Source organism: Cupriavidus sp. WS, from assembly GCF_000395345.1.
In the GTDB taxonomy this organism is placed as follows: domain Bacteria; phylum Pseudomonadota; class Gammaproteobacteria; order Burkholderiales; family Burkholderiaceae; genus Cupriavidus; species Cupriavidus basilensis_B.
This window is the reverse complement of sequence record NZ_AQPL01000550.1, coordinates 1-493: the sequence shown is the minus strand read 5'-3', so window position 1 is coordinate 493 and position 493 is coordinate 1. Positions and strand designations below refer to the sequence as shown.

Here is a 493-nt window from a genome sequence, read left to right as displayed (position 1 = left end):
GGCAAGGCGCCGCCCGCGCCGGCGCTCCGGCCGGCCGCGCCGCCGCTCTCGCCGGGCAACCGCGACCAGTACGCGCTGCGCCCGGAGCGCGAGGCGCAGCCGCAGAGCAGCTTCGGCCTGCGCATGAAGCCCGGCTGGGTATCGCAGGGCGGCGTCGACGACGACGGGCGCTAGCGCCCGCCGCGCCTCAGCCGCGCGCGAAGATGCTGTGGAAGTCGGGCGTGCCGCTGGCCTGCGCGGTGAGGTCGAGCGAGGCCTCGATGTGTTCCAGGTGCTCGGTCATCAGCGCGCCGGCGCGCGCGGCGTCGCGCTTCTCGATGGCGTCGATCAGCTCGCGGTGCTCGTGCTCGGGGCAGGCGGGCGCGCCCGGGCGGTCGTAGAGCGTGATGATCAGGCAGGTCAGCGAGACCATCTCGCGGATCAGCTTTTCCAGGATCGCGTTGCCGGCGATCTCCGCCAGCAGGATGTGGAACTCGCCGGACAGGCGGATCAT

1 protein-coding gene is annotated in these 493 nt (G+C 73.4%); it reads right to left on the bottom strand.

Going from position 1 to position 493, the window contains the following annotated elements:
* Nucleotides 1-187: 187 nt before the first annotated feature.
* On the bottom strand, nt 188-493 hold a 306-nt coding region (locus K206_RS0134345; protein WP_020206802.1), incomplete at its 5' end, for an FCD domain-containing protein.